The following is a 19,788-nucleotide window of genomic DNA, read 5'->3' on the forward strand; positions in this document are numbered from 1 at the left end:
CCGGCGGCCCACCGGAAGCCACTCGGCGGATTGACATGCACAGCGCGACAAGTCCAGTGCTCATCGGACAGATGCAGTGCTCAGTCACACGTGCGACTGAGCACGATACCCGGCCTGGATGGCCAACTCCGGTGCTCAACATTGCGGCAGGTGCATGGCGGGCAACGGCTGGCGCGGCCCCGTGCCCCGTGGGGGGGGTGAGGCTTCTGCACCACCCCTCGAACGGCCCCGCCGAGCGGGAGCAAAGAGCTACGCGGCGTTCGACGCCTGGTGGCGGGAGTCCGGGAAGCAGCCGACACGGCCTCGTACTCCCGAAGCTGCCGCGAAGTAACAAGTAGCTCTACGTCATCAGGCGCAACTCGGCCTGCACCGGATTCCCCTCGTCGTCAGTCACACGGCTGACCCTCGGTAGTAGAGGCAAGGGCCTGGACATGTGACAGGGCGATACGACGGCGCGCGAGATCGACGTCGATGATCTTGACAGTGAGGGCGTCGCCGACCTCAACGACGTCTCTGGACGATTCATCCAGCTCGCTGGTGCGCACGAGCCCCTGGAAGCCGTCCTCTCGGTCCTCGATGCCGACGAAGACGCCGAACGGCACGATCTTGGTGACCGGCCCGATGACCACCTCGCCGATCCTCTGCGCCACCTGCGGCCAGGGGTCTTCCTGCACTGCTCGGAGCGACAGCGGTACCCGTTCCCGGACCATGTCGACGTCGAGGACCTCGGCCGTGACCTCCTGGCCGACGCTGACGACGTCGGACGGGTGGTCGAAGGGACGCCAGGACAACTCCGGGATGTTGATCATCGCGGTGAAGCCGCCGATGTCCACGAAGGTGACGCCGAAGCTGGCGATGGTCGTCACTGTGCCGGTGACGACCTGGCCGCGCCGCAAGGTCTTCAGGAAGGCCCAGTCCCGGTCGCTGGGCGTCGGCTCGGTCTGCCAGCGAGCGCGTAGAACGCCGTCGCTGTCGGGCAGCACAGCTGTGAACAGCGGGAGATCTTCACCGGCATACATGGATACGACGCCGGCAGCACGCGCGGTGGCGAGCTGGGAGGTCACTGCCTCGAACTGGGTCTCGTCCACGACCATGCTCGTGATCTGCCCGTCCTCGTCCTCCCAGACGATCTCCACGAGGCCTTCGTCGGGCAGAGCGGCCACGGCCGTGTCGACGTCGGTGAGCAGGTCTGGCCAGATTGCCAGCTGTGCGCGTGGGGCCAGCTCGGAGCGCACAGTCTCGATGTTGTCGCGGGTCAGGCGGTGCCACCGGGAGGCGTTGACGGCGAAGACCTCCTCCAGGAACAACGCGCGGTGGGCACTGACGGTCCAGTGCAGGCGGCCCCAGAAGTCGGCGTCGGCCGGGCGCTGCACGTACGCGGGGTCGTCGGGGGCGAAGTCATACGGCGAGGCGTCCAGGCGTTCCGGGAACAGGCCGAGCGCGCGGGTGCGGGCCAGTGCGGTTGCGCAGGGCTGGTTGCTACCGATGTAGATGTACTGGTCCCAGCCGACGTGCACGGCGAACGCTCCCCCTGCCTCCAATCGGCACCAGGCGCCGTTGCCGCGGAGCATGGACCGGACGAGTTCCAGGCCGACGGCGATCGGCACCAGAGCGCCGTCGTGGAACCCGGCCGGGAACAGGTAGGACAGGCCGTAGCCGTCTACCGGTGGCTCCAGGCCGAAGTGGGCGAAGCCTCCGATCTGAGGCTCGCGGATCTCCAGCTGGTCAATGCCTGCCGCCTCCGCGAAGGCGGCGATTGCCGCCAGGTAAGCCTCCTCGACCGGCCCGTGGTCACTGACCGTGTCCTCAGCACCGGTGTAGTGACCGCGCTCGTCACGGTGGGCGGGGTCGTACTTGGTGATCCGGTAGACGAACGGCGGCACGCTGCTCCCTGGCTGGTCTGAAGGGGATCCCAGCGTAGGTTCCGCTGCCGGGTCCGCAGTCAGGATTTTCGGAGGAACAGCCCAGGTCACCCTGGCTGGCTGCACGGCCCGGGCGGGCAGGGCAAGACCCGAGTCACCCACCACCTCTACCAGCTGCTCACGGCCCAGGGCTGGACGGTACTGTGGCCGCTCGCCGGCGCCCGCCCCGACCAGCTCACCGCCCTCGTCGAAGCCGCCTCCAAACACCCCGGCACCAGCTCGTTCAAACTCCTGCTCCTGGCCCGCACCGCCGGCGACTGGTGGCAGCAGGCTGCCACCCGCCACCCGCCAGGCCGAGGATCACCTCACCACCGCCCGCACCAACCTCCTCGCCCCCTGGAAGACAAGCGCGACCGGCGCGCCGGCCACTACCTCGACGCTACCCGCGCCCTCGCCCAACCAGGTCACCGCCTGGCTCGCCGCCCTCTACCCCGCCACCAGGTCGCGGAACGGTCCACCGTGGGGCGCCCTGCAACCCGACCGCCTCGCCGAACGCCACACCGGCCGCACCCTCGACGCCGACCCGCACCTCGCCGACCGCCTCCTCGACGGAGTCGGCGGCACCCAGGCTGAACAACTCCTCACCGTCTACAGCCGCGCCGCCGCCCACCCCGCCTTCCGAGGCAGGCTCGACACCCACCTCACCGACCTCTGCATTCGCCACCACCGGCAACTCAGCCCGCACATCGTCACCACCGCCACCCGCACCGACCACCCCACCCCACCCCACTCACCACCGCCCTCGACACCATCACCACCGACCCCGCAACCACCCTCGACGACCTCGACGCGCTGTACGGCCGATTCCCCCGCACCAGCCACCGCCTCGCCACCACCGCCGCCCGCCTCGCCACCACCCTCACCCGCCGCTACCGCTCCCTGGCCGAGGCGAACCCCGACGCCTACCTGCCCGACCTCGCCAGCGCCCTCAACAACCTCTCCAACCACCTGGGCGGGGGCGGCGCGATGAGGGCTGGCGTAACGCTCCACTACCCGAGGTCGGCGGGTCCCATGTCCGCCTCCCCCGGCTGGGCCGGCCGGAGCGGCAGGGCGCGCACAGGGGCGACCCGGCGGGGAATTCCGGAGACCGGGTGGAAGGTGCCCGCTGGGTCTTCTTCCGGGCACAGGTGGCCGTGCGGGGCGGCAGCGACCAGGCGGAGTGCCCTGGCACCGGGCATGCGCGAGATCGGGGACTTCACCGGTACCCGACGACGTCCACGGCCGGGCGTGACGCGATGGTCACGTGAACGGGTCGAGAGAGCAAGCTTGTGGTCTCCTCGGGCGGCGCGGCGGTCATCGAGATGGCCTCCCATTCACCGAGCTCATCTTGCCCGGTTTCGCCGCCCTTGCCGTCCGAGGACGCGTCAAACGCTGAACCCGCTGCAGGAGCGCGGTTCGCGATGTTTCCAATTGGAGACATCGCTGGCACGGTGACGGCCTCATGGAGGAGGGCGTCACCGTGCCTCAGGGCAGAAGTCAGGTGTTGGCCGGTGCGCTGGTCCCGTCCTCGACAATGTCAGCGTCGGTGACGTCTTCGGTAGAAACCTCTGCTCGGGGAGACGGGAGGGTGGGGGCACTCTTGTCGACCGCCTTGCGACCGTCGGCAATGCGGCGCTCGGCCTTGCGGAGTTCAGCTTCCGCCGCATCGAGGAGCTGACGCGCCTTCTCCGGGTCCTCCTTGGCCAACGCCTCCACGGTGCGCGGCGCGACGGCCTTGCAGGCGGCGCCGAGGTGGGTCGCGGCAGTCGCGCGAGCCCTGCCGGGTTCCGGCTTCTGCGGGGCCTTCGTGTAGCCGGGCGCGATGGCGGCGACCTCGATCGAGGCTGCGGTAATGCGCGCGCTGCGGACGGCGCCGCGCCGGGCGAGCTCCGAGGCGATGTCTGCCTCAGTAACCGGCTCCAGGGCTACGGTGAACTCCTCGCCCGTGCCCTCGGCGGCCTCCTTCGCGGCCGCATGGGCGTCGACCTTCGCCTTCTCGGCGGCCTTACGAGCCTTCTCCCGGCTTCACGCTCGGCCGTGGCTTCGTTGATCTCCAGGAGCGGCGTTTGTCGACTGATTCCGGAGGCAGTTGGTGATCAGGGGGCCCGAATGTCGATGCCGAATGACGGCACAGCCGTGTCCCAAGGCTCGGTGACCTGCGCCGGATAGCCCGATGGGGGTGCGATGCGGGCCTCGGCGAGAATGGCGAGATGGATCATCGTTTCGTTGGTATTCCGGACCTGGCTGACGTTCCGCGCGTTGCGGTCGTCGTCGACGTGATGCGGGCCTTCACCGTCGCTGCCTGGGCGTTCTCGCGCGGCGCGGAGAAGATCGTCCTGGCCTCGTCCGATGGTGAGGCGCTGGCCCTCAAGGAGAGTCGTTCGGGCTGGCTGGCTCTGAAGGACGGTGCCCCGGCAGCAGGCTTCGACACGGTGAACTCACCCGGTCTGATCCGGTCACTCGATCTGGCCGGTCGCACGGTGGTGCAGAAGACGACATCCGGAACCGTCGGCGCGCTGGCCGTCGCGAGCGCGCCCCTTGTCTTGTGCGCGAGTTTCGTGGTGGCCGGCGCGACAGCGCGGTTCCTGAAGGCGGAGGGTTCCGGGCCGGTGACATTCGTCGTGACCGGCGACGCAGGCCAGGCCGCTGAAGACCTGGCCTGCGCTGAATACATCGCTCAGCATCTCGCCGGAGGCGACGCCGAGGCGGCCCCGCATCTCCACCGTGCGAGGACCTCCCGGGCAGCCGCCGACCTCGCCGACGGGGTGCGACGCGGATACCAGGGTGTTCATCCCGACGATGTCGACCTGTGCCTGCAGATGGACAGGTTCTCCTTCGCGATGGTCGCTCGCCAGGAAGACTCTCTGACTGTGCTGCGGCCTTCTTGGCAGTCGCGGTGCGCAAGACAGCCGCGATCGTCATAGCAGCTTCACCAGGTGTGCGAGGCCGGGATGGCAGGTACCCCGGCTGGTGAGGTTCTGGCCCGATATCACTCGAAGTTACGCTTTTCCAGTCCGCCGCTCGGCCCGGCATAGGTCCGTGCGGGGGATGCGTCGGCATGCCGATCCTCTGACGGGAGCCGACAGGACGTCCTTCCGCTAGACACCCGCCCATGGTCATCGACTACTGCAGGACAACGACCGCTCGTTGGCGGTCCATGGGCGGGACCGGCCTTCCGAAGCAGACTGAAGGGCGGATCCCATGGCGCTGGGACGGCTTCCCGAAGTGAACCGGCGAGCACTCCGCGCGGCGCGCGGCTGGCCGCGCGCATTGGTCCTCGTTCTCGCTGTCGCGCTCGCCACGGTGACACCGGCCGCCGGGGTGGCTGCCGAGCCGCGTCCCGGCGCCCCGCGCACGGCCGCCGGGCCGGCGCGGGCGGACGGGGAGGGAACCCTGACGCGCGCTCCGCTGAAGCGGCGCGTCGACGTCCGGTCGCTGCCGCGACCCCAGAGCACCGCCAAGCCGCAAGTACGGCCGTCCCTCCCCGCTCCGAAGCGGCGGGCGCCTGCGGGGCCGAGGCGGGAAGCGAGCCTGCCGGCCACCGCCGCGGCCCTGACCCCGAAGGCCACGGAGACCGGAGGGTCTTCGAAGGCGGCGCCGTCCACCGCCGTCATCGAGCGGCTGAAGACCTTCCGTACGCTCGGGAACGCGGACAACGCCGCTGCCGCGCGAACCGCGCCCTCCGACACGCAGCTTGCGGTCGGGCCCACGCACATCGTTCAGTTCATCAACCGGTCGGGGCAGGTCTACGACAAGGCCGGCAACCGGGTTGGTGCCACCTTCGACCTGGGATCGTTCTTCGGCTTCGCGGCGAACAGCGGCGGTGACCCTCGGGTGCACTACGACGCGGGGTCGAATCGCTTCTTCGCCGCGTACGAGGGGCTCCTCACCGGTGGCGACGAAGTCGACGTCGCCGTCAGCGACACCTCCGACCCCCGCGGGAACTGGTCCGTCTACGTCGCTGCCGCCAACACCGGCAACGTGCAGCACGACCGGCCCAAGCTCGGCTACACCAACGACAAGGTCACGCTGACCTGGAACAACTACGACCTGACCACGAACCCCAAGACCTTCCTCGGCGAGGTGACCGCGGTCGTCAACAAGGCGGAGCTCCTGGCCGGCGGCCCCGCGGTCACCATCATCACGTTCGGCCAGGACAACACCAAGGGCGAGGTCGCCCCGGCCGTCTCGCTGTCAGGGATCAACGACCAGCTCGCGTTGGAGCACGCCGGCACCGACATGGTGGTGACCACCATCACCGGTGTGCCCGGCGTCAGCCCGGTCAACCAGACCGAGAACACCGTCGCCATCGGAACCGCCCCGCCGCCGCCGGACGCGGTCCAGCCGGCCGGGGGCGACTCCTCGATCGAGACCAACGAGGACCGGATCCTGTCGGTCGTCTGGCAGAACAACCGCCTGTGGGGCGTCTTCAACGTCAGCTGCACACCCGTCGGTGACACAGCGGTCCACGCCTGCCAGCGGTACATCCAGATCTCGACCGGCGGCACGCAGACCCTGACGACCAACCTCGACCTCGGCATGGTGGGCGGCGACATCTACTACGGTTCGCTGGCACTGAACGACGAGGACGACCTGTTCTCCGGATTCACCGCCTCCTCCTCCACCATGTTCCCCACCGCGGTCGCCATCGCCGTTCCGGGCGGCAACTTCCCGGCGAGGACGTTCGGCGACTTCTACGCCGCGGGGACCGAGGCCTACGCATGCCGCTGCCTCGGCAGGCCGCGCTGGGGTGACTACTCGGGCACCGCCCGCGACCCCAGCAACCCCAAGGACGTCTGGACGGTCCAGCAGATCGGCGCCGTCGCCAACACCGGATCCTTCGGCGGTGACTGGAGCACGGCGATGGACCGGGTCACGCTGTCCCCGCCCACCGTCACCGGCGTCACCCCCAACCACGCACCCGAACTCGCCCAGTGTGTGAACACCGTGACCGTCCGCGGCACGGAATTCCCCACGAGCGGTGCCACCGTCAACTTCGGCTCCGTGCCGGCGACGAACGTGAACGTCATCGGGCCCGAGGAACTGACCGCGCAGGCGCCACAGCAGGCTCGGGGCACCGTGGACGTCACCGTGACCAACGCCAACGGCACCAGCCCGGTCACCGCCGCCGGCCGGTTCACCTACGACCCGGACACCTCCCCACCAGCCACCTTCGCAACCATCTCGCCGACGCCGAACAGCGCCGGCTGGAACACCGCCAGCCCCGCGAACGTCAACATCGGAGCACTCGACGGATCCTGCGGCTCCGGCGTCCAGAAGATCACTTACAGCGCGAGCGGCGCCCAGCCGGCCGCCTCCACCGACGTCCCCGGTGCGGCAGCCACCGTGGCCATCACCACGAACGGCGTCACCACGGTGACGTACACCGCCACCGACGCCGCCGGCAACACCTCCCCCGTACAGACGATCACGGTCCGGCTCGACACCGCGGGTCCGGTGATCACCATCGTGCGCCCGGCGGCCGGCACCTATCTGTACCGCCAGCCGGTCACCGCGTCCTACTCGTGCACGGACGCCACCTCGGGGGTGGCGAGCTGCGTGGGCACGGTCCCCAACGGCAGCCCGATCAACACCTCGACGCTCGGCTCGCACACGTTCATGGTCAACGCCACGGACAACGCCACCAACCCGTCCACCAAGACCGTCAACTACAACGTGGGGTACCGGATCTGCCTGCTCTACGACCCGAACCGCCCGGTCCGCCTGCTCGGCCAGGTCGTGATCAGCCTGCGGATCTGCGACGCGAACGGCAACAACCTCTCCAGCTCGAACATCACGCTCACCGCCGCCCGCATCACCGGCCCCGTCACCAGGCCCGTCACAGGCCGGTTCAGCTACCTCCTCTCCTCCTACAGCCTCCCCGTCAGCACCCAGAACCTGCCCAACGGCAACTACAACCTCGAATTCACCATCAGCGGAGCCGACACCACCACCCACGTGGCACCCTTCACCCTGCGCTGACACCCAAACTCCCGTCGGAACGCACCGGCCCGACCCCAGTCCCTCAGGGTTGGGCCGGTGCGCGTCACGGCCCGGCAGCGTGTCGTGCGCCGGTCCGGCCGGGGGTGGCCGCCGCGCCTGGCAGCGTGCCGCGTACGGTCAGCGAATGCACGATCAGCGAAACCAGGATCAGGGCCCCGACAAGCCGGAACAGAGGCAGGCCGCCCTGCCCGCTGACATCACCGACGGGGCTGCAGAGTCTGAAACGGTGGTGTTCGTGTGCGCAACATGTGGCGTCCCCCTGACGGGGCCACTCACACTGCTGCCCGGAGTTCCCGAGGCTCCGTACTACGCATGGTGGGACGCCGATGAGCCGGGTCCGTCACCGGCGACCGTGCCGTCGGGCTGCTATGCGATCGAGACGGAACCGTACGGTGGGCCCTTGGTCGTCGCCCAGGCGCCCGGGCCGGTGATGCCGCGCCACGGGGAGCACTGGAACGTGGAGGGGAAGCCGCTGGTGTCGCAGGGCCCGCGAGGCAACATCGTCATCAACCCGGGCGACGCCCGCGGCCTGAGGCTGCAGCATGCATCCCCCGCCTGCTGCGGAGCGACCCCGGACGGCGGAATGAACCAGCTGTGCGCCTGCGGAACCCTGGTCGCGACCCTCTGCTCCGACTGCTGCCTGCCGTACGAACTCCACCTCTCAGCCGACCACGTCCGCGCGGTTCGCCCCTGAGCCGGACGCGGGCCGCTGCTGCCTCTCGCCGAGATTCCAACGTCGGCCAGGCACCGGCTGATGCCGGCCACGACGACAACCGCTGCCAGATCTCGGTTCGGGCACAGATCCAGGGAGCGGTTGCGGAGGGTAACGGTTTCGTTCGGTTGCAGAGAAGGGCCCGGGTCCTTCAGCGTTCACGCATCCTGGACCACCACCAGCCGTCCATTGCCCACTCGAGGCAATTGGGCTCCGGCAAGGTACGGCGCTCGAATTCCTGATCGATGCGCGCGATCAGTCGGCCCAAGTCCCTTTTGGCTCCAGGGGGAAGGTGCCGCATCGCCAACTCCAGTTCGTCACGGGCATCTTCCACTTCGATCCCGGGCGAACAGGCCTGGGAGGCGTTCAGGTAGCGTCCAGGCTGCTTGAAGGCCCACTCGAAGCGGGAGAGCGCAGTGGCGACCGCGTTGGGCCACATCTCCTGGTCTTCGACCCGGCAGATTGCTGCACGAGTCCGCGCGGAGACACCTTGGACCCTCAGGACCGAATACTGCCATCGTGGCCGCCACCGCTCGGCGCGGACGGCCTTTGGACGCCTACGCGGCATCGCCCTTTCGGATCAACATGAGGCCATCCTGCCATGGCTCGGTTCTCGCGCAGATCGGAATGGCTGACGTCCGGGCTGCCGATCTCCTTCCGTCCGCTCCCGTCCTTGACCGCGAGCGGGAGCGCGGACACCGCGACCCCGATCGGCAGCACCTGCGGCACAGCCGCGGCCCGCACAGGGGCGTCGGGTTGTCCGGCCGCCTGCGCGACCGCGGGTACGGTCCGCCCGGACGCGGCGCGCTTGAGCGCCGCTGCCGGCAGGCCGGTCTTGACCGCCAGCTCGTCGCACGTCAGCCGCGCCTCGGTGCGCAGCGAGCGCAGCTCGGCGGCCAGCGCGCCGCGGAACCGGACCGTGCAGTCCACGGGCAGTTCAGGACCTCCCACCCCCGTCCCTTACCGGCCAGCCCGGTAGGCGGCCTGGGCGGCCGCGGCCACGCTGCCGCGCCCATCCGGGGCCGGCGTGAACACGTCAGCATCCTGATCCCCGCGGCACCGCTCAGGCGCTTGAAGATCTCCGCCAGCTCCATCTGTACTCAACGGGACGTGGCGGCCATAGGAGGGGAGGTCTCGGCCATTCCTCTGCGGAACCCTGACGGGGTGAAACGGGACTGGCATCCTCGTTGTGCCCATGACATCACATTCGTAGTGAAAGGGGACACCTGTGCAGATCCGAGGGCTCATCAGGTCCGCGACGGTGTTGGGTGTTGCGGCGTTGATCGGAGTGACCACCGCAACGTCGGCGTCAGCTACGACCGTCGGCCGCGGAGCCAACAGGGCCGAGGCATGGTCGGGAGGGGCACGCGCGTACGACGGGGAGCGCGACGGCAACGGCGTGTATGCCGAGGTGTATACGGCGGCCGGCGGGCACACCTACGTCTGGGACGGCAACGGCAGCGACGGCAACTGGGGGCCGTGGACCGACTTCCCCGGCACCCGCATCACGCAGTTCCGTGTCTGCGAGGATCACTCGGGCTGCTCCACCTGGGTCTACAACCCCTAACGTCTCCCTTCCTCCGAGCGCGCGATACCCAGCCCTGCCCCCTGCCGCCTCCCCGGCGGCAGGGGCGTCGTCACATCCACACCCCGCAAGGATCACCGCGCCACGAGCAGGAGGCGGGCCGGCGCAGTCACCGTGCGCTCCCCGCGGTCCTGGCCGGCGCGGTCTGCTGCCGGTGGCCGGGGCGGCGGCGACGGCCTGGTCCACACCGACACCCGCCGCGTGCGCGTCGGCGAAGACACGGGCGACGTCAAATGCCCTGGGCGTCGAGGCTGCCCATCGCGGCCGCATTGTCAGGCCAAGAAGCAGACGCGCGGATAGACGCACCCGTGGCAGGTCGTCGCCGAAGCGGTCGGCGCGGTGGCGAGACCGACCGAGGCCAGGGCGCCGAGGGCGGCCCCGATGACGGTGATTCTTCGATAACAAGGCGTGCCGACCGCACAGCGACTGGTAAGCAAGATCAGGAGGCGGCGGCCTTCCTCCGGCTGGCCGCTTGCAGCAAGGATTTCGACCGCTCGTGATCCGCATGTGCCGTTTCACGTCAGGCTTCGCTTCGGGCCTCCGTCCTCTCCCGCCGTCGCCGGAACCTGGAGCAGCACCGGTAGCGCCAGGCGGAGGTTCCGGGGGTTCATCGGCCGCTACGGCGGCCGGGAGGACGTACGGATCGAGGAACGAGCGGAATTGCATCGGATGCATCAGTCGGCGTGAACTCGGACCAGGATTGGCGCTGGCCAGCATGGCAGCCCCCGGGGAGGGCATGCTCGGGGCTCCGTTGGTCACGTTGCTGAACCCATGCGATGGGCTCGGCGCAGAGCACGTGTTCCACGGAGCACAACGAGCGAGAATCCGGCCGCTGGTAGTTGCACATGCCGTAGCGGCATGTGGTGTCGTCGAGGGCACCACAGCACGAAAGGCCCTGTCTGCGATGTACCCCTCCGCCACGCCTCCCCGCGAGGTCAAGATCGGCGATGCCGCCGCCTTCGCCGGAACCACCCCGCGCGCCATTCGTCACTACCACCAGATCGGGCTGCTGCCGGAGCCCGAGCGAGGCGGAGACGGACGCCGCCGCTACGGCTACGACGACATGATCCGCCTGCTGTGGATCCGCAAGATGTCCGAAGCCGGCATCGGCCTGGACGACATGCGGGCCGCCTTCGACGAAGCCCGGGACGTCGAGGACGTCCTGGGCCGGCTGGAGGAGACCCTGGCTGCCCAGGAGGCCGACATAAAGCGTCAGCGCGCGGCAGTCCAGCGCCTGCGGGTCGTGGGCAGCCCACTGGGCTTGCTCTCCCCGTTGGTCACGGATCGGCTCAGCCACCTACCGCCTGGCGCACTGCGCCCCTCCGACCTGGACGCCCTGCTGGTCACGGAACGGATCTTCGGGCCGCTGGGAGCGGCAATTCAGGCCAGCGTGTTCATCACCCTGGCGACCCATCCCGCCCTACGGGCCGAGGCAGACCGCCTCGACGCGGCCGACGCCGCCCTCGATGACACCGTCGACCCCCACGACCCGCAGGTCGAGGAACTTGCCGCGCAACACTGCGCCCACCACGAGGCCCTGCTCCAGGCTATTGAAGCCGCCGGACTGGACGTGGCTGAGGAGAAGCTCTTCGAAATCTACGACGCCGAGGCGAGCTGCGAGGAGGAACCCCAGATGAGTGCCTTCGAAGCGATAACCAAGATGCCCTACGGCTTCTCCGCGGCCCGGACGCGGTGTATGGAGCTCACGGCACGGCTCCTTCACGGGGGCCTCGCCGCAGGCAGCTGATCGCTGGTGTGGCCGTGCGTGAGGATCCCGGACGGGCCGCCGACCCGAAACCGGCGTCTCGACACGGCCCGCACACTCCACGAGCGGGAACCCAAGCCGCCGACCCGGACCACGCTCCTTGAAACTCCCCACTTCGTTGAACACCAGAGAGAGTGATGCGAGGAGCATCCTTGGCCGTCTTCAAGGCTCTGGCCGCTTTTCCGTGAAGGCGAGGAGGCCGGCAGGAGGCAGGGGTACCGCCCCGAATATGTCATCGCCGCAGTTGCGGGCGGTCGCTGCCGAGGCCGCTCCTGGCCGCCTCCACGAAGGCGAGACGGCACTCGCGCTTGGTGGGTGCCCGGCCGTTTGCCGCCACGTCGCGGACGATCTGGTGGAGTGCCTCGGTGTAGCGACGCGCGGCTTGAGCGACCTCATGCAGGCAGACCAGTTCAACGGCCTTTTCGGCGAGCCACAACGCGTGGAGGATCTGGTCTTCGGGCTCATCCGAAGCTGGCAGACCCAAGCTCCTTCGGTCCAGCACCAGTTCGACCTTCTGTGCGGCGGCCAGGAATGTCAGGATGACTTCCTTGCGCTCTGCCCGCTCGGTCTCCACTCGGCGTTGCAGGTCGCGTCGCATCTCAACGCGAGTTGCCATGTGCTGTCCCACGAGTGTGCCCATGGTTCCCAAAAGGACGCCGACCAAGGCAAGTACCGTTCCCACGCTGACTCCGTCCACGGCATCCAGGCTGACTCATGCCGGCGGGCACCGTCCAGGACTTCGTACTTGCCAGGCACTTTGGGGCCGTATGCGACTCGGTCTGATGCGGCTGCGTACGTGAAAACGAGGTTCTGGCACAGATCTTGGGGAGCCATCGCGGTGCGTTACCTCGGCGCTTGATTGCGAGGGACGGGATTATGTGAAACTGCGTACGTCATGGCCTCCGCAGCCGGACTTGGCGTTCCGTCATTTTCCCGGTCATCTCGGCTGTAGACGGTGAAGGTGACGGTGCTGGACGACCTATTCCCCTTCCCCGCGCCTCTCGGCCCGAGGATGGCCGGTCCGCGTGTGCGGTGGTGACTACCCACCGCCAGCACCCAACTCCCCACCACACGCCCCCGGTCACCACGGCCAGGAGGGTGCTCCCCCTTCCGCGTGATCGGAGACGACCGATGGAAGCGGAAACACACCAGAGGCGCCGGGGGTGGGGTGCCGGACCGCCAAGGCCGGCCTGGGCCGCGGTCGGCCGGGGTCAGGACCCGCCCCGCCTACCACACCCGCCGCTCCACCCAGGCGCCTCGACAGAAGAAGATCCGGGTTGGCGTCACACTTGCGACAGGCGTGCTGTTCAACGTCGTCGGCGTCCGTCCGGTCAGTCGGGGAGAGCTGCCGAGGGTCCGTCATGGGACCGGATTTCACACCAGGCAAGTCTCGGTCCGTCCGCTTTTGAATGAGAACGAGTTCTGTGAACGGATCCGGGACCCGCGGGGGCCTGCGGCTCATTATTGATCTTGCTCGCGCAAAGGACCGTTCATGCGAGATCAGACCGTCCATGAACGGCCTGGAACGTTCCCGCCGCGGTGAACGCGTTGGCGATCGGCGCGATGAGCGAGGCAAAGCGGCGGGTACCCGCGGTGCCGATCGGCGCCCATAGTTCGGCGCAGTGCTCGTCCGTTTCCACTTCGATGCGCTCGCGTGCCGCACTGCCGGCGTCGGTTACCACGCCGTGGGAGTCGAGCCAGCCGCGCGCGACGAGGCGTGCGGTCGCTGCGCTCCACTCCTCGTCGTCCCACTGACGGGTCGCTCGCGCGAGAGCTGTCGGGAGGCGGCCGGTTGCGGTGTGCAGAACGAGGCAGTCGCACGGCCCGAGGCCGTTGTCGGCGAGTACAACGAGGTGGGCGTCGCCGCGCCACTCGCGCGCCACCGTGATCTGCTGCCACAGTGCGACAAGAGGATCGGAGGGAAGCGCGACCGAGGCGTTCGCAGCGGCCAGCACCTTGCCGGCGTACTCGGCACCGGCGACGACAGGGTCGATCAGCAAGCGCGCCTCGGCAAGGTGGCCGTCCGTGAGATGCACGTTGACGCGCCGCATCGCCCGACCGGCGGCCAGGAAACGGGCGGCCTGCCACCGCTCAGGCGGCGCGGCGTCCCACACGCCCGCCATGGCCCGCACTGCCCGCGGGCTGAAGTTGTAGAAGGCCGCGAGCGTGACCTGCCACGGAACCGCGCCCATCGCGGCCGACCGGAAGGCCAGATACGCCGGCCCGCGGTCGGTCACGCCGAGCCCGGCGGCCTCCTCGGCGCTCTCGGGGGCGAGGTAGATGAACAGGTGGGCGGCGCTGACGACGCGGCTGACGTCACGGACGGCGTTCAGGTCCATCGGGCCGTCGCCGAGGAGGGCGGAGTCGGGAAGGTTGTCGAGGTGCATGGCGGTGGTGCCTCCGGGGAGTCGGGCGGCGCTGTCAGGCGGGTGTTTCGGCAGTGGCGATCAACACGGCGCGCCGAGGGTGTGACCGGCCGCGGTGAAGCCGAGGACGGCCGGTGTGGTGTCGGCCGGGACGCCTCTGGCGGGGATGTCGAGGGCGTGCACCGCGATGAATTGACGGTGCGGGTCGCGTCCTGCCGGCGGGGCGGCGCCGAAGTAGTGGGCCACGCGGGCGTCGTTGGGCAACCGGTAGACACCCTCAGGCAGTTGTGAGCCGGTGCCGTCGCCGGCGCTCTCGGGGAGCTCGGTGACGGTGGCGGGGATAGCGGCGACCTCCCAGTGTCAGAACCCGGACTCGGTGGGGGCGTCGGGTCGTGGACGGTGACGGCATAGCTCTGGGTGCCGGTGCTGGTGACAGTGAGCGAGGCCCGCTTGGGAAAGACGGGCGAAGGAGTCGTTGGCAGGCACGGCTGTCGTTCCTTTCCGGACGAGGACGTCCTCATCAGCTCCTGAATCGACAGTAACATGGATAATCGATTATCTAGTGGATCGTCTAGGATGGGCTCATGACTCAGACGGCGCACTCCTCCAGCCCGCCGGGGAAGCAGATGCTTTCCGAGCAGGTCTACGCACACCTGCGAGACGCGATCATGCGCGGGGACCACTCCCCCGGCGCCCCCCTCAAACCGCAGGATCTCGCCAAGGAGCAGGGCGTGAGCTTGGCCGTGGTGCGCGAGGCGCTCGTGCGGGTGGTCGGCGAGGGGCTCGCCGACCGGCTGCCCAACCGCGGTTTCGCGGTCCCGTCCTTCTCCGACCGCCGCTGGCAAGAGATCGCGGAAGCCCGCCGGACCGTCGAACCGGTCGTACTGCGCATGTCCATCGAACGCGGCGACGTCGACTGGGAGGCCCGCGTGCGGGCCGCCCACCATCGCCTGGTGCGCACTCCGGCGTACGTGCCGCAGGAGAGCGAGTACTACACAAGCGCGTGGGCCGAGGCTCACAAGGCCTTCCACCGCACCTTGCTGGAGGGGTGTGACAACAGCGCACTGCTGGAGACCTTCGACCGTTTGTGGACCGCGAGTGAGCTGGCCCGCCGTTGGTCGGCTCACCGCAACCCCGACCGGGACGGCGCCGAGGAACATCGCAGGCTGGAGGAGGCGGCGCTGGCCCGCGACGCCGACACCGCAGCCGCGCTCCTGGTCCAGCACCTCACCTTGACCGCGGCGGCTCTGACCGACGATTCAGGCCTCTGAGGAGGATCGGGTCCTCCAGGCGCCGTAGCTCGGGGATGAACCGGGACAGCGGGTTGTCCGCGGATCGGACGGCGTATGCCTCGATCACCTTGAGCGCGTCGCCGTCGCCGGTGGTGAACCCCGCCCGGCCAGCCGTGACGCCCCTGCCGTCGCGGATGTTCTTCGCGTAGCCGTACTGGATCTCGGTGGTGCTGTTCCCGAAGAGGCTGACCAACTGGTCGGCACGGCGCCGCTGCTCGGCGGTCAGTCCGGCCGGGTGCCGGCGGCGCCGTCGAAGTCGTCCGACCAGACCGGGTGCCAGGACGAGGGCGGAGGTGCCGGGGACGGGCTCGCGGGCGGGGTGCAACCCGTCAGCGCCCGAGGAAGGCCTTCGCGTCGGCGGGGGTCGGCAGGCCTTTGGGGTGCGGGGTAGGTGTCGCAGTTGTCGGGGTCGGCGGCCTGGTAGCGCTTGGCCGCGCAGTCGTCGATCCACGCGTACATCGTCTGCGCGATCCGGCGGCGCTTGGCGCCGGTGCGGACATCCGGCATCGCCTCGTTCCAGTCGTTGTCCATGACCACCGCTCCGGACGCGACGCGCAGCAGCAGATCGGGTTTCCACTCCCTGCCCGCTCCCGGCTGGGCCTGGAAGGCGTTGATGTAGCGGATGTTGTACGCGCCGGGCGCGTGCTGCGCCGTGACGGTGTCTCGTCCGCTGCCCGGCCGCCTTCGCTCAAGCAGCCGGACATCGTGAAGGCGCCGGCCAGGGCCGCCACCGTGAGCGCCGCGGCCGTCCGGCCGGTACAAGTCCGCTGTTTCATGGGCATGGAGACCTCCAGGTCGAGAGTTCGTGGGTCAATTCGTCCGCGTGACGGGCAGGCAGGCATGCGGGAACGGCGTCCCGGCGGACGGCGGGAGGACGAACGGGTCCGTGGCGTGGCGCCACCGGCTCACGCATGCCGTTTCGAGGTGCCGGCCGGACGGCCTCCAGGCGGGTCGGGGCCGGTCGGTCAGGCGGTCAGGCGGTGCCGGACACCAGGCCGGCGCGGTGGGCCAGGACGACCGCCTGGACCCGGTCGCGCAGGCCCAGTTTGGCCAGGATCCGTGAGACGTAGGTCTTGACGGTCTCCGGGGCGACGAAGAGGGCTTCGGCGATCTCCGCGTTCGACAGGCCCTCGGCCACCTGCCGGAACACCTCCAGCTCGCGCGGTGTCAGTGCCTTGACGACCTTCTCGTGTTCGGGGTTGGTGCGACGGATGTGCTCGGCGAAGTGGCCGATGAGGTGGCGGGTGACCGCGGGCGCGAGCAGGGCCTCGCCCCGGGCCACCGTCCGGATCCCGTTGACCAGCTCGGCCGGTGGTGCGTCCTTGAGGAGGAAGCCGCTCGCTCCGGCCCTGAGGGCGTCGTACACGTACGCGTCGACGTTGAAGGTGGTGACGACCAGGACCTTCGGCGGGTCCTCGGCATCGGGTCCGGCCAGTTGCGAGGTGGCCTGGATGCCGTCGAGCAGGGGCATCCGGATGTCCATCACGACCACGTCGGGACGCAGCCTCCGCGCGGCCTGGACCGCCTCGTGCCCGTTCTCGGCCTCGCCGACGACCTCCATGTCGGGCTGCGCGGAGAAGATGGTCACGTAGCCCGTGCGCACCAGTGCCTGGTCGTCGCAGACGAGTACGCGGATCGGCGGCGGCGCGTCGCTCTGGCTCACGGGGCTACTCCTGCAGGGGTTTGGTGGGAATCGTGGCGCGGACCTCGAATCCGCCCTCGGGCCGGGGTCCGGCCCCCAGTTGACCATCGAGCATCCGCACCCGGGCGCGCAGCCCGGCAAGACCTCGCCCGCCCTGCGGTCCCGGCCCGTGCAGTACTGGTGCGGCCTGCGGGGAGCCGGCGGATCCGTCGGTGATCACCGTGATCTCGATGCGTTCCCCGCCGTGGTGGACCGAGACCCGTGTCGGCTGCCCGGCCGCGTGCTTCATCGCGTTGGTGAGCGCCTCCTGCACCACACGGTAGGCGGCCAGTTCCACGTTCACCTGCTGCGGCCGCCGCTCGCCCTGCTCGCTGAACTCGACCGGCTGGCCGGACCTGCGGGCCCCTTCGACGAGGTCCGTCACCCGCCCCAGGGTCGGGGCCCGCTCCGCACGCGCCGCCTCTGCGGCCGCGCTCTCGCCGGTCGCCTCCAGCACGCCGAGCAGATACCGAAGCTCCCTCAGCGCCCGCCGCCCGGTGTCGCTGACGGCAACCAGCCCCTCTCCGGCCCGCTCCGGTGCGGAAGTGATCAGGAACTGTGCCGCGTCGGCCTGGACCACCATGGCCGTCACGTGGTGGGTGACCACGTCGTGCAGCTCGCGGGCGATCCGGGCCCGCTCGGCCGCCGTGGCCACCTCGGCGGCCAGCCGCCGCCGCTCCGCCTCTTGCGACCTGCGCACGCACACGCTGCTCCCGACCAGCCAGATCGCAGCCAGAGTCAGGTAGAACGCGGAAAAGTCCGCGACGCCCAGTGGTGAGCCGAGACGGTTCAGGACGAAGGCCAGGGCGACGTAGCCCGCACTCGCCGCGGCCGCCGTGCTCCGGCGGAAGCGGACCTGATGGGCCCCGGCCGAGTACAGCGCGACGTACAGGCCCATGCTGCCGAACGTCGTCGCGAAGCCGAGCGCCTGGTGCGCGGCGAACGCAGCGGCGACGACGGCCAGACAGGCGGCGGGCCACCGGCGCCGGGCCGCCAGCGGCAGCGTCTGGGCCAGGGTCAGCGCGATGCTCAGCACGCTCGCCGGCCGCTCCGGCAGATCGCCGATCTGCGCGCCGATGTTCGACAGGGTCGGCGCGAAGGCGAGCAGCGCGAGCACCAGGGCCAGGACGCCGTCCTGGAAGGAGGCGCCCTCTTCCCTCCACCGGTTGAGCGGCGCCCGGAGCCGTGAGAGGCCCCAAGATGCCTGACGGGACGTCATTTCCGTATCCTCCGGCCGGTCTGTGTCAGTGCCGGGCCCGCCGCCGGGGCAGCAGGTTCCCGCCCCGGCGGGCGAGGACGAACATCGGGACGGTGATCAGCACGCTGAGGAGGACGGGCACGACCGATGCCTCCAGTCCGAAGATACCGCCGGTCAGCAGCGACGAACCGTGGGCCTCCACCGTGAACAGGCCGTCGGGGGTGTGCCCGGAGACCGGAACACCGGCCAGCTGCTGAACGGTGTTCCAGGCGAAGTGCAGGCCCGAGACGAACCAGATGCTGCGCCGCCACATGTACGCGGCGCCGAGCATCACACCCGCCTGCACAGCGATCGCCAGCGCGCTCCACAGGCCGGCCCCCGCCCCGCCCAGATGGGCGGCACCGAAGGACACCGCGGTCACCGCGATGGCGATCCGGCTGCCCCACCTCTGCTCCAGGCCCTGCAGGAACAGACCGCGGAACATCAGCTCCTCGGTGACCGCGGTACCGATCTGCACCATGACCGCGGACCCGACGACCGGAAGCAGGCTCTTCCCGGCCCAGGAGAAGGAATAGCCCCCGGACGACGAGATCAGCAGCAGGGACACGAGGATGAAGCCCAAACCGATCCCACCGCCGAGCAGCGCCTCGCGCAGCGCGCCGGGCCGGGCGATCTCCGGCGTGGCGCGCCCGGCGAGCCGGCGCATCACCAGCGCGTACACGGCCACCGCGGCGGCCGCACCCAGCACCGGCACCGGACCGGGCCCCGTCGCGGTCACACTCGCGACCAGCCCGACCCCGACCAGCCCGGTCGCCGTCCAGCCGAGCGGGGAGCGCAGGATCCTGCCGAAACGGCCGCCCCGGCCGACCGGCTCGGTGTCCGGACCGGGGTCCGCTTCGTGCTTCGCAGTGGATGTCGTGCTCATGATGGCCTCCCCTGTGGCGGTGGTCGCACCGGCGGCGACCTGACGACCACGCTAGGAATTCGAAGGCATCCGCGAATCACCCTCCGATGGACAACCCTGGTAGCTCTCACGGGGGATGCGCCGCACCTGGCGACCCGATCCAGCCCTCTCGACCGCGGAACGCAGCCGAGGCACGAACAGGAGACGCTGCTGTTCCTCGCGGCGCTTGCCCGGCTCCTGGCGCTTGTCCGGCATACCGCCCATGACGGCGACTCCTCACATGCGTGGGGTGGGGATTCCACCCGCCCGCCGAAACGGCACGTCACCACTCGCGCCCACTCGGCTACGGATCACGGCGAGAGGGTGACGGTCTCGCTCCGG

At 69.8% G+C, this 19,788-nt stretch carries 18 protein-coding genes and 1 pseudogene; 6 read left to right on the top strand and 13 right to left on the bottom strand.

The window, feature by feature from the left end; all coding sequences use genetic code 11:
• Positions 1-386: 386 nt before the first annotated feature.
• From JYK04_RS01795 to JYK04_RS41840, 3 genes are all read right to left on the bottom strand, one after another.
• A complete protein-coding gene (locus tag JYK04_RS01795; protein WP_237410252.1) occupies positions 387-2,207 on the bottom strand; it encodes a S1 RNA-binding domain-containing protein in 1,821 nt (606 codons plus the stop codon).
• A 1,191-nt stretch (positions 2,208-3,398) separates the two neighbouring features.
• A complete protein-coding gene (locus JYK04_RS01800; RefSeq protein ID WP_189747716.1) occupies positions 3,399-3,608 on the bottom strand; it encodes a hypothetical protein in 210 nt (69 codons plus the stop codon).
• Between the two features lie 389 nt (positions 3,609-3,997).
• On the bottom strand, positions 3,998-4,120 hold the full coding sequence (locus JYK04_RS41840; protein ID WP_268254188.1) for a hypothetical protein: 123 nt from the start codon (positions 4,118-4,120) through the stop codon (positions 3,998-4,000).
• On the opposite strand from JYK04_RS41840, the gene JYK04_RS01805 reads away from it, so the two are divergent.
• From JYK04_RS01805 to JYK04_RS01815, 3 genes are all read left to right on the top strand, one after another.
• A complete protein-coding gene (locus JYK04_RS01805; protein ID WP_189747719.1) occupies positions 4,112-4,825 on the top strand; it encodes a 2-phosphosulfolactate phosphatase in 714 nt (237 codons plus the stop codon). The genes JYK04_RS41840 and JYK04_RS01805 overlap by 9 nt on opposite strands.
• Positions 4,826-5,126: 301 nt before the next feature.
• Positions 5,127-7,883 carry an OmpL47-type beta-barrel domain-containing protein gene (locus JYK04_RS01810; protein ID WP_208809262.1) on the top strand — a complete coding sequence of 919 codons (2,757 nt, stop codon included), beginning with the start codon at positions 5,127-5,129 and terminating at the stop codon, positions 7,881-7,883.
• A 421-nt stretch (positions 7,884-8,304) separates the two neighbouring features.
• Positions 8,305-8,598 (top strand): hypothetical protein, encoded by a 294-nt coding sequence (locus JYK04_RS01815; RefSeq protein WP_189747723.1) that lies wholly within the window; start codon positions 8,305-8,307, stop codon positions 8,596-8,598.
• A 169-nt stretch (positions 8,599-8,767) separates the two neighbouring features.
• Here the strand turns inward: JYK04_RS01815 and JYK04_RS01820 are convergent, their stop codons facing one another.
• Positions 8,768-9,055 carry a hypothetical protein gene (locus JYK04_RS01820; RefSeq protein WP_189747725.1) on the bottom strand — a complete coding sequence of 96 codons (288 nt, stop codon included), beginning with the start codon at positions 9,053-9,055 and terminating at the stop codon, positions 8,768-8,770.
• A 59-nt stretch (positions 9,056-9,114) separates the two neighbouring features.
• Positions 9,115-9,546: a helix-turn-helix domain-containing protein gene (locus tag JYK04_RS01825; RefSeq protein WP_189747727.1), complete on the bottom strand. Its 432-nt coding sequence runs from the start codon at positions 9,544-9,546 to the stop codon at positions 9,115-9,117.
• A 358-nt stretch (positions 9,547-9,904) separates the two neighbouring features.
• Here JYK04_RS01825 and JYK04_RS01830 point away from each other — a divergent pair, with 358 nt between their 5' ends.
• Together JYK04_RS01830 and JYK04_RS01835 are read left to right on the top strand one after the other, a co-directional pair.
• Complete coding sequence (locus JYK04_RS01830; protein ID WP_189747729.1) at positions 9,905-10,183, top strand: hypothetical protein; 279 nt, start codon at positions 9,905-9,907, stop codon at positions 10,181-10,183.
• A gap of 922 nt (positions 10,184-11,105) precedes the next feature.
• Entirely contained in the window at positions 11,106-11,948 is an 843-nt protein-coding gene (locus tag JYK04_RS01835) for a MerR family transcriptional regulator (RefSeq protein ID WP_189747730.1), read from the top strand.
• A gap of 250 nt (positions 11,949-12,198) precedes the next feature.
• On the opposite strand, the gene JYK04_RS01840 is transcribed toward JYK04_RS01835, so the two are convergent.
• The 3 genes and pseudogenes from JYK04_RS01840 to JYK04_RS01850 form a co-directional block, all read right to left on the bottom strand.
• Positions 12,199-12,663 (bottom strand): hypothetical protein, encoded by a 465-nt coding sequence (locus JYK04_RS01840; protein WP_189747732.1) that lies wholly within the window; start codon positions 12,661-12,663, stop codon positions 12,199-12,201.
• 793 nt (positions 12,664-13,456) lie between these two features.
• A complete protein-coding gene (locus JYK04_RS01845; protein ID WP_189747734.1) occupies positions 13,457-14,353 on the bottom strand; it encodes an SCO6745 family protein in 897 nt (298 codons plus the stop codon).
• Positions 14,354-14,387: 34 nt separating this feature from the next.
• Positions 14,388-14,818, bottom strand: a pseudogene (locus tag JYK04_RS01850) (YbhB/YbcL family Raf kinase inhibitor-like protein).
• Between the two features lie 98 nt (positions 14,819-14,916).
• Between JYK04_RS01850 and JYK04_RS01855 the strand changes: the two are divergent.
• Positions 14,917-15,603 carry a GntR family transcriptional regulator gene (locus tag JYK04_RS01855; RefSeq protein ID WP_189747736.1) on the top strand — a complete coding sequence of 229 codons (687 nt, stop codon included), beginning with the start codon at positions 14,917-14,919 and terminating at the stop codon, positions 15,601-15,603.
• Here JYK04_RS01855 and JYK04_RS01860 read toward each other — a convergent pair.
• From JYK04_RS01860 to JYK04_RS01880, 5 genes are all read right to left on the bottom strand, one after another.
• Positions 15,560-15,817 carry a chitosanase gene (locus JYK04_RS01860; protein ID WP_202186015.1) on the bottom strand — a complete coding sequence of 86 codons (258 nt, stop codon included), beginning with the start codon at positions 15,815-15,817 and terminating at the stop codon, positions 15,560-15,562. The two genes, JYK04_RS01855 and JYK04_RS01860, sit on opposite strands and share 44 nt — an antisense overlap.
• Before the next feature lie 29 nt (positions 15,818-15,846).
• Positions 15,847-16,386: an endo alpha-1,4 polygalactosaminidase gene (locus JYK04_RS01865; protein WP_189747740.1), complete on the bottom strand. Its 540-nt coding sequence runs from the start codon at positions 16,384-16,386 to the stop codon at positions 15,847-15,849.
• A 211-nt stretch (positions 16,387-16,597) separates the two neighbouring features.
• Complete coding sequence (locus tag JYK04_RS01870; protein WP_229876922.1) at positions 16,598-17,287, bottom strand: response regulator; 690 nt, start codon at positions 17,285-17,287, stop codon at positions 16,598-16,600.
• A 4-nt stretch (positions 17,288-17,291) separates the two neighbouring features.
• Positions 17,292-18,524 carry a sensor histidine kinase gene (locus JYK04_RS01875; protein ID WP_189747744.1) on the bottom strand — a complete coding sequence of 411 codons (1,233 nt, stop codon included), beginning with the start codon at positions 18,522-18,524 and terminating at the stop codon, positions 17,292-17,294.
• Between the two features lie 25 nt (positions 18,525-18,549).
• The gene (locus tag JYK04_RS01880) at positions 18,550-19,428 is read right to left on the bottom strand and encodes a CPBP family intramembrane glutamic endopeptidase (protein ID WP_189747747.1); all 879 of its coding nucleotides are present in this window, start codon (positions 19,426-19,428) and stop codon (positions 18,550-18,552) included.
• Between the last annotated feature and the right edge of the window lie 360 nt (positions 19,429-19,788).

Source organism: Streptomyces nojiriensis, from assembly GCF_017639205.1.
Taxonomy (GTDB): domain Bacteria; phylum Actinomycetota; class Actinomycetes; order Streptomycetales; family Streptomycetaceae; genus Streptomyces; species Streptomyces nojiriensis.

Coding starts and splice junctions, on each gene's coding strand:
- JYK04_RS01805 (WP_189747719.1), top strand. CDS start 4,112: ATGGATCATCGTTTCGTTGGTATTCCGGACCTGGCTGACGTTCCGCGC.
- JYK04_RS41840 (WP_268254188.1), bottom strand. CDS start 4,120: ATGATCCATCTCGCCATTCTCGCCGAGGCCCGCATCGCACCCCCATCG.
- JYK04_RS01820 (WP_189747725.1), bottom strand. CDS start 9,055: ATGTGGCCCAACGCGGTCGCCACTGCGCTCTCCCGCTTCGAGTGGGCC.
- JYK04_RS01835 (WP_189747730.1), top strand. CDS start 11,106: ATGTACCCCTCCGCCACGCCTCCCCGCGAGGTCAAGATCGGCGATGCC.
- JYK04_RS01845 (WP_189747734.1), bottom strand. CDS start 14,353: ATGCACCTCGACAACCTTCCCGACTCCGCCCTCCTCGGCGACGGCCCG.
- JYK04_RS01855 (WP_189747736.1), top strand. CDS start 14,917: ATGACTCAGACGGCGCACTCCTCCAGCCCGCCGGGGAAGCAGATGCTT.
- JYK04_RS01875 (WP_189747744.1), bottom strand. CDS start 18,524: ATGACGTCCCGTCAGGCATCTTGGGGCCTCTCACGGCTCCGGGCGCCG.
- JYK04_RS01880 (WP_189747747.1), bottom strand. CDS start 19,428: ATGAGCACGACATCCACTGCGAAGCACGAAGCGGACCCCGGTCCGGAC.